The sequence below is a fragment of the Weizmannia agrestimuris genome (assembly GCF_943193165.1).
In the GTDB taxonomy this organism is placed as follows: Bacteria; Bacillota; Bacilli; order Bacillales; family Bacillaceae_C; genus Weizmannia; species Weizmannia faecalis.
Genome location: NZ_CALPDC010000073.1, coordinates 1 through 7,008 on the forward strand (window position 1 = coordinate 1; position 7,008 = coordinate 7,008).

The following is a 7,008-nucleotide window of genomic DNA, read 5'->3' on the forward strand; positions in this document are numbered from 1 at the left end:
CATCCCACCAAAATGTTTAAATATAGTTCATTCAAAAATTAAAATGAATTTTATTTAAGACGTGCGAAATGTGGGTTAAAAGATATAAGAAAATTGTTATTTTCTATGGCGGTTTTATCATACATTCGTATAATTAATCTTAGAAAGGGAGTGGGAAAAGCGATGCTGGATCACTTCACCGATGCATAAATACCAGCGGAGATTAACGCTACACGGTTGTATCAAACCCTTCCGCCAAACCGAAAAGAGGTGGAGAGGATTATCTTCTTCCTCGCTAAAACGATATCTTAGCATCGCACAAACACTATGAAAAAAATACTGTTGATTTTCTTCTGGGCAGCTGTTGCATTGTATCTTTATTTCGGAGACAGATTTAATCAAACACTTCATCTTGTTTCCGGAGCTGTTTTATCCGTAATCGGTACAGTCGTTGTTGTATGGTATTTCGTAAAATTATTTAAACGCAGGGAATCATATGACAAATAAAAAGTTCGACCAGGCCTCTTATAATAACAAAAACAGAGAGCACAGGCGCTATTTACCCCTGCGCTCCTCCGCCCGTTCTTTTATTCGTAACATGGCAACAGAAGAAGATCTGAATGAACTTGAACAACTCATCAAGGAAAAAAGAAATATTCCTAAAGATTGTTGGCTGCACAGGAGCTGTCCCAATAGTCGATCAATGGCTGATGGGAGTCCCTCATTTATTTAACCGGCTGCTGATTCACTATATGGGACCAGCAGACAGATAAAGCGAGGAGTATGCCTTCATCATTTGCAGGTTATGTCCTTGCAGCTATACGCCTTCTGCCTCCAATTAACAGTAGAAATGCAATAACAATATAAACCACTGCCCCCGTAAGGCATCCTCTTAATGTGAGATGGGCATCCACTTCCGGCCCGCTACTGATAAAACTAATAAAATCGATTGCTGCATGAAGCATGATCGGGAGTATTAAACTTCCCGAGCGAAGATATAAGGCACATAAAACTAGGCCTAAACAAGTAACCTGGATGACCTGCAACGTTGTAATATAAAATGATTGATGAAAAAGGTTAATAAAATGAAATCCGCCAAAAATCAACCCGGAATACAGGCAGGCTTTTATTCTCCCTGCATAAGCCGCTTTTCCTTCGTTTAAATAGAAATTGATTTTAGAAAAAATAATTCCCCTGAAATAATATTCTTCGAAGAGCGCGACAATCACTGAAATCCCGCCGGCCTTTAATATATTTAGCAATGCATGACCGGAAGATACCAATATATCAATCATAAAGAAAAAGAAAACGGGTATCATGATCAGCAGTGTTTCTTTAAAAGAAGACTTTATCCGCCATGTTACTTTTTGTTTTAAAAACAACACATTTAAAAAGAAAACACTTACAAGCAGTACCAATTCTTCAACAAATACTTTCGTGATGTCTCCAAAATTTGCGACAAAGGTGAATCTTAAACAAATTAGAACAAAGGCAACCCATGCCATCGAACAAATCATCACCCAACAATCACGCGTTTTTCTCATGAACGCCCACCAGCCATTCGTATCATTTTTCAAACCAAATATGATTTTAACATAATCTCAGGCTGTATTCCGGCGTTCGCTTTTTATAAGCTGTGTCATATGGCTGATCAAGGAAAAAAGAAACATTCTTAAATGCTAGCAACCCTCTAGCATCCCGCTGTAATGAACATTTAGGAAGCCCCTTTTTGGCCATTTTCAAATCATTTTAGCTACAAAAACGATGGCATAGGCAGAAGGAATAAGCAGGAATAGCGATGCGAATGTGCCCACTGTTTTGCTACCTACCATTGCAACAACCACTTTTCTAAAATCCTCTTCACTGCATTTGCCATCGATCACATCATCGGTCATGATGGATAGCTGCGGATCAATGAAGATCGACATCAAAATGGTTGCAACTCCATTAATAATGGAAGATAAAGTGATGCATGTTGCCCTTAAATCCGGTTCAAGACTGCCCGCATAAATCGGCGCCAAAGAACCAACTGTTAATAAAGCAACTGTTACCAGATTGTAAATAATAATTTTCACCGGCAGCTTTCTAAAGTTGAGCTGTAAAATATTTTCTTTTACAGGTACAGCAACGCAGTCCTTCATATAATGAAGACCTGCCTTGGAAAAACTGTGCAGAACCAGCTTAGGAATAGACCGGTCAGCCGAGAAGTACAAAACGCCCCGGTAAAATAGTCTTTGGAAAGTTGGAATGAGCAAAGCGCCAACTGCAGTGGCTACTCCGGAAATAATGATGATAAGGTTAAAAATATGTAATAAGCCGCTTGTCTCCGTATGACCTTCAACATATTTCGTCAGCAGCGGTACTTGAAATGTCACTGCAATCCTGGAAATCAAGGTTAAAATATTGAAGACGGCAAAAGATACTGCAATCTTCCCTGTTCTTACCCCTACCATTCTGACCGAATAAGCTAGGGTTCCAATCAAGGATATGATGAAATTCAAGATGAACACAATGATCATCTGTAAGGCCATATTTCCACCTCCTGGGGTAAATGATCGTCGGACAATCCTTCCCATTCAAGCCCTTCTATCTTCTGTTCCATAGTCTTTGGTGCCACAAAGCTCAACTTTCATTTTACTAAACCAATTTAGCTACCAACAACTTAAAACCATGATTTCTCCCTCTATCATTGCTCAAAATCTTACCCGGTTAAGCGCCAATGGACGTTTTAGAATAGTGCTGGCTATTCCAATTTCAAAGCCATTGAAACACTTCTAACTTGAAACCCCAATTTTTCATATAATCTTATAGCCGGATTACCCTCATATACATTTAAGCGTATCTCCGTAAGTCCTTCTTCTTTTAAGGAATGTTTTGCGTATAGCATTAATTCTTTCGCTATCCCTTTTCCTCTAAACTCTTCCTTTACAAACAATTCATAAATAAACCCGACTGATTTCTCCGTAAAAGAATCTTTGCTTATACCGGTTAGTATCCATCCTAAAACTTGCTGATCCTCAACCGCAACAAAGTAGCTGCATCCCTTTTTTAAAAGGGATGCAACGATTTCCTTTGCTTTTTCAAGATTTGGCTTTGTTTCGCCCATTGTCCCCTCATAAATCGCCTGCGAAGTAAGACGTTGAATTTGTTTCATTTCCAATTGATTCGGCAATCTTATTTCCATTTATCCCTCTCCCTCGGATCAATAGAACTGAAATCCCCCAATCTTGAGGGCCATTTTTAATCCTCTCGATATTTTTCTTGGTACATCGTTTTCTCCACGAGAAATTCGCTAAAACTGCTTTTCATCTTTACCATAATGAAAGAAAATACCACAGACGTATCTTGCTTGCACTTATACTGTTTTACAATGATTAATCTCTAAATCCTCATTTCTTCTTTGATAGCTTTATCTTTTAAAATATCTAACTTAGGCGTGATGAAATAGAAAATAAAGGTCCCTAAAAGTCCGATTACAGTTAATATCCAAGCCATAACGAAGGGTGACAGGAATCCACTTAACGAGACAGTTATTCCGACTATGATCATACATAAGTCGTATTGTAAATTATAAAATGCTAAATATGCACCTCTGGCGTTTTCAGGAGGAATGGTTGCCATGTAAGATTCTTGAACAGGAGCCAATAGTACTTCTCCTAAAGTATGAAGCGCCATCATGATAAATAAAACCCAAATATTATTTGAAAACGCAATCCCGGAAAATCCAATTGTATATATAAAACAATTGACTACTAATATATTCTTATCTTTATATTTTTGTGTTAATTTGGCCGAAAACAAAGCGATTAATGCTACTAATATCGTGTTTTCACTTCTTAATAGCCCCATCATGGTGGATCCATCAATCTTCCACAATAAAAAATCTTGTATAGGCATATGTTTATCCAGCTTTATTCCAATGTAATTGGTCAATTGGTTTTCTAATGATAACAAAAGGACAGCTGCAGTTAAAAAACTTATAAAAAGTCTGTCCTGGACTACTTTCTTGTAGGTGTAGTAGACTTCTAAAATATGTTTTCTAGGCGTCATTTTTGGTGTTGCTATCGATTTGCTAGGTTTGTGGGTCTCTTTTATAAACAAGAAAATGACGATAAGGATGATCGCTGTCATAAGTGTAAGAATTAAAAATAGCTGAAACAGATACCGTTTGAAGAAAAAGGCTCCGATAATCCCGCCTATAGACATAGAGATATTATTTGCCCAGTACATAATAGAATAAATCGTCTTGCGCTGATCAGGCGTACTGACATCAATAAGCATGGCCTGATTTGCAGGTCCGGCAAGTCCCCAGCAAACACTATTCATACACATTGCGATAAATGTTAATCCATAAGATTCAAACCAAGGGGAATTACTCACTGTCATTATAAAAAATGAACAAAGTCTTAAAGACTCAGCTGTGATCATTACATTTCTTCGGCCATACTGATCCGCAATATACCCACTTAAAAGTGACATTGTAATACCGGTAAATACATTGATGAGGATCAGTAAGCCGGTAATTTTCGTTCCAAAATGATCAGCCAAGTATATAGACATAAAGGGAAGTACCATGTTACCCACTAACCTGCTGGCAAATAATTCGAAAATTCTTACTTTTATATTAACGTGAAAATCTCTAAATTTCATAATTTGATCCTCTCAAGGCCATAAAATCTGATTCGGTAAGTTTATAAATGATTCCTAAGCGAATGATTCATATGTCTTCAACCAGCATCACATCGTGCACATCCGGGATGGTACAGCGTATAATCAGTTTGGCCTCCGCTTTTTCTTCCCCACTTATTCTTTAATAGCTTTGTTTTAAATGCTTTGTGCTGCATTTCAGGGTACTGCTATTGTTAATTCGTTTCTCCAACCTTCCCAATCACATTTACACCATTGGGATCTTTTTGATTTGAAATAAGGATACCACTCATCACTGCTTTACTTATTGTAGGGGTTTCTCCTATTTTTGAGCGAATAAAATGAACTGGACTGTTTAATAATTTAGATAAATCTCTTTCGAATCCCTCTTTTTTTAAAATTAACTCCAATCCCTCCATTTTTTCACTGGATCGTGTTCCATCTATTGAGTCGGCATTACTTTGAAGCTCAATTCTAAAACCATAGGGCGTTCCTATAAAAGTTCTTCTATCATTCGTGTTAACTGGCCAGTTCATGCTCCGGGCATTGTGACAAATTTTATCGAGTTCTTTTTTTGTTACTAAAAATCCAATGTGATCAAACATAACCTTTTTCCCAAATCCAAAAGTGATGTTCATTGCACCTCTCCTGACTTCAATTATCCTGAAAGTAATAGGTTTGTTCCGGAAATCATCCCATTCCAAAGGAGGATTGAAAGTTTGATATTCTCCTTGGTATTTCCCCGTCCGAAGTGAAGTTCGAAAACCATTCTCTACATAGAATTTTTCTGTTTCCTCTAAATGAGGTGTCCAAAAATGATAATGGAATAGCAGCATATGAACCCTCCTCAAGTTTTCCCAAATTACTCTAAAATCAAGTACAGATTCTAACACTGAGCTGGCAGGGCAGGCTGGATTTGTATGTATTTCCCGGTACGCTTAAATGAACCAAGAACTCCTTTGGTAAAAGATTCTGCAAAACAGTCCCCTTTTTCGTTAAACACTATGGCCGGATTATTCATTAAATCCTGTTTTTTGTATTCATTTTATCATATATTCTAAATATTATTAAGAAATTTTTCAACTTAAATCTTGTTCCCTCGACAAGGAATAGAAGAATGAAAAGTATTGTATATTGGCTGTGGAACGAAGGATTGCGATATGGAAAACGAAGGCGAAAGAAAAAAACTTAATGGTGGTAAGCTGAAACACCAGTCAAAAAGATCTTTAGCAAATAAAACTCGTTTGATCATGTCTGGTGCATACCGGCTTACACAATGGACTTGCCTGCTTGATTTTTGTAGATGACGCTTTTGACCGCCATATGACGGCCGAACTGGCTTAAAGGCAATGAAAACCGCTTATCAGGCTCGTAACTACTTTTTCCTTATTGGTTTTTCCAAATCTTGATTTACATCCACAACAGTGTTATTTTTGCAGCAGGAAAGACAATAAGAACGTGAAAATCCTGGCAGTAAAATGAGCATAAAAAACAGATGACTGCCACTGGAGGTATAACATGAGTTTTGTTTTGCCTGTTTCCGTTAAAGGCATTATCATACATAACGGTCACGTATTACTGCTAAAAAACGAACGCAATGAATGGGAGTTGCCGGGAGGAAGACTCGAGAAAAACGAAAGTCCAGAAACATGCGTGAAACGTGAAATCAAAGAAGAACTGAATTTAAAGTGCAGCGTTGAAAATATTATTGATTCGTGGGTATATGAAGTCCTTCCAAATAAATTTGTGTTTATTGTAACATATTTCTGTGTATGCGACAATTTGTCACATATTCAGATAAGCGAGGAACATATAGAATACAAATGGATTAAAATAAACCATTTAGAAAACGAACTTATACCAGAAGGATACAGGCATTCAATAACAGCGGCGGCAAAATTGGTTTACGAAAAAAAAGGATAGTCAGCAAACCCTTATAATTTGGGCTTGCTAAACGAATCTAATTTTGGATTGTATCCGGTTTGTCAGCATGCTGTTTTCGATTTTATATGAGAGTATTTACGATGTTACAGGCTCCTTGTAGCCCAAGGATTTGAAATAGAAGTGACCAGACGAAAACAATCGAGATCTACAAAAATGAGGTTGGACAAAGCCCCCACCCCAATACAATAAAAGCTGGAGAGCCTGCACCATCAGTGAGTTAAAATAGGGCTTGCTGAATAAACAAAAATTCCAGATTTGACAAGGATTTTGGCCACTTTTGTCGAATATAAAGTGTAAGGATTTTATAGGAAACGTGTAAAAAACCTTGCACTTGGAGGCCGTTACGATGTACAAAAAGACTGAACATCAATTAACTTTTGTAGAAGATTTTTTTCTACCATTCGGTGGAAAATTAAATAAAGAAAATCGCTGGGTCCG

At 37.3% G+C, this 7,008-nt stretch carries 8 protein-coding genes; 3 read left to right on the plus strand and 5 right to left on the minus strand.

The annotated features are described in order from the left end of the window. Positions 1 to 475 precede the first annotated feature (475 nt). Complete coding sequence (locus tag NFR98_RS15235) at positions 476 to 712, plus strand: hypothetical protein (protein ID WP_014096420.1); 237 nt, start codon at positions 476 to 478, stop codon at positions 710 to 712. Positions 713 to 782: 70 nt separating this feature from the next. Here the strand turns inward: NFR98_RS15235 and NFR98_RS15240 are convergent, their stop codons facing one another. From NFR98_RS15240 to NFR98_RS15260, 5 genes are all read right to left on the minus strand, one after another. Next, positions 783 to 1,523 (minus strand): CPBP family intramembrane glutamic endopeptidase, encoded by a 741-nt coding sequence (locus tag NFR98_RS15240; RefSeq protein WP_014096421.1) that lies wholly within the window; start codon positions 1,521 to 1,523, stop codon positions 783 to 785. A 195-nt stretch (positions 1,524 to 1,718) separates the two neighbouring features. Next, entirely contained in the window at positions 1,719 to 2,510 is a 792-nt protein-coding gene (locus NFR98_RS15245; protein WP_014096422.1) for a lipid II flippase Amj family protein, read from the minus strand. Positions 2,511 to 2,722: 212 nt separating this feature from the next. Further along, the gene (locus NFR98_RS15250) at positions 2,723 to 3,163 is read right to left on the minus strand and encodes a GNAT family N-acetyltransferase (RefSeq protein WP_014096423.1); all 441 of its coding nucleotides are present in this window, start codon (positions 3,161 to 3,163) and stop codon (positions 2,723 to 2,725) included. A 197-nt stretch (positions 3,164 to 3,360) separates the two neighbouring features. Then, on the minus strand, positions 3,361 to 4,629 hold the full coding sequence (locus tag NFR98_RS15255) for an MDR family MFS transporter (RefSeq protein ID WP_014096424.1): 1,269 nt from the start codon (positions 4,627 to 4,629) through the stop codon (positions 3,361 to 3,363). Between the two features lie 212 nt (positions 4,630 to 4,841). Further along, positions 4,842 to 5,462: a hypothetical protein gene (locus NFR98_RS15260; RefSeq protein ID WP_017550280.1), complete on the minus strand. Its 621-nt coding sequence runs from the start codon at positions 5,460 to 5,462 to the stop codon at positions 4,842 to 4,844. A gap of 324 nt (positions 5,463 to 5,786) precedes the next feature. Between NFR98_RS15260 and NFR98_RS15265 the strand changes: the two genes are divergently transcribed. Further along, the gene (locus NFR98_RS15265) at positions 5,787 to 5,933 is read left to right on the plus strand and encodes a hypothetical protein (protein ID WP_014096426.1); all 147 of its coding nucleotides are present in this window, start codon (positions 5,787 to 5,789) and stop codon (positions 5,931 to 5,933) included. A 211-nt stretch (positions 5,934 to 6,144) separates the two neighbouring features. Further along, on the plus strand, positions 6,145 to 6,549 hold the full coding sequence (locus NFR98_RS15270; protein WP_014096427.1) for an NUDIX hydrolase: 405 nt from the start codon (positions 6,145 to 6,147) through the stop codon (positions 6,547 to 6,549). The last annotated feature ends 459 nt before the right edge of the window (positions 6,550 to 7,008 follow it).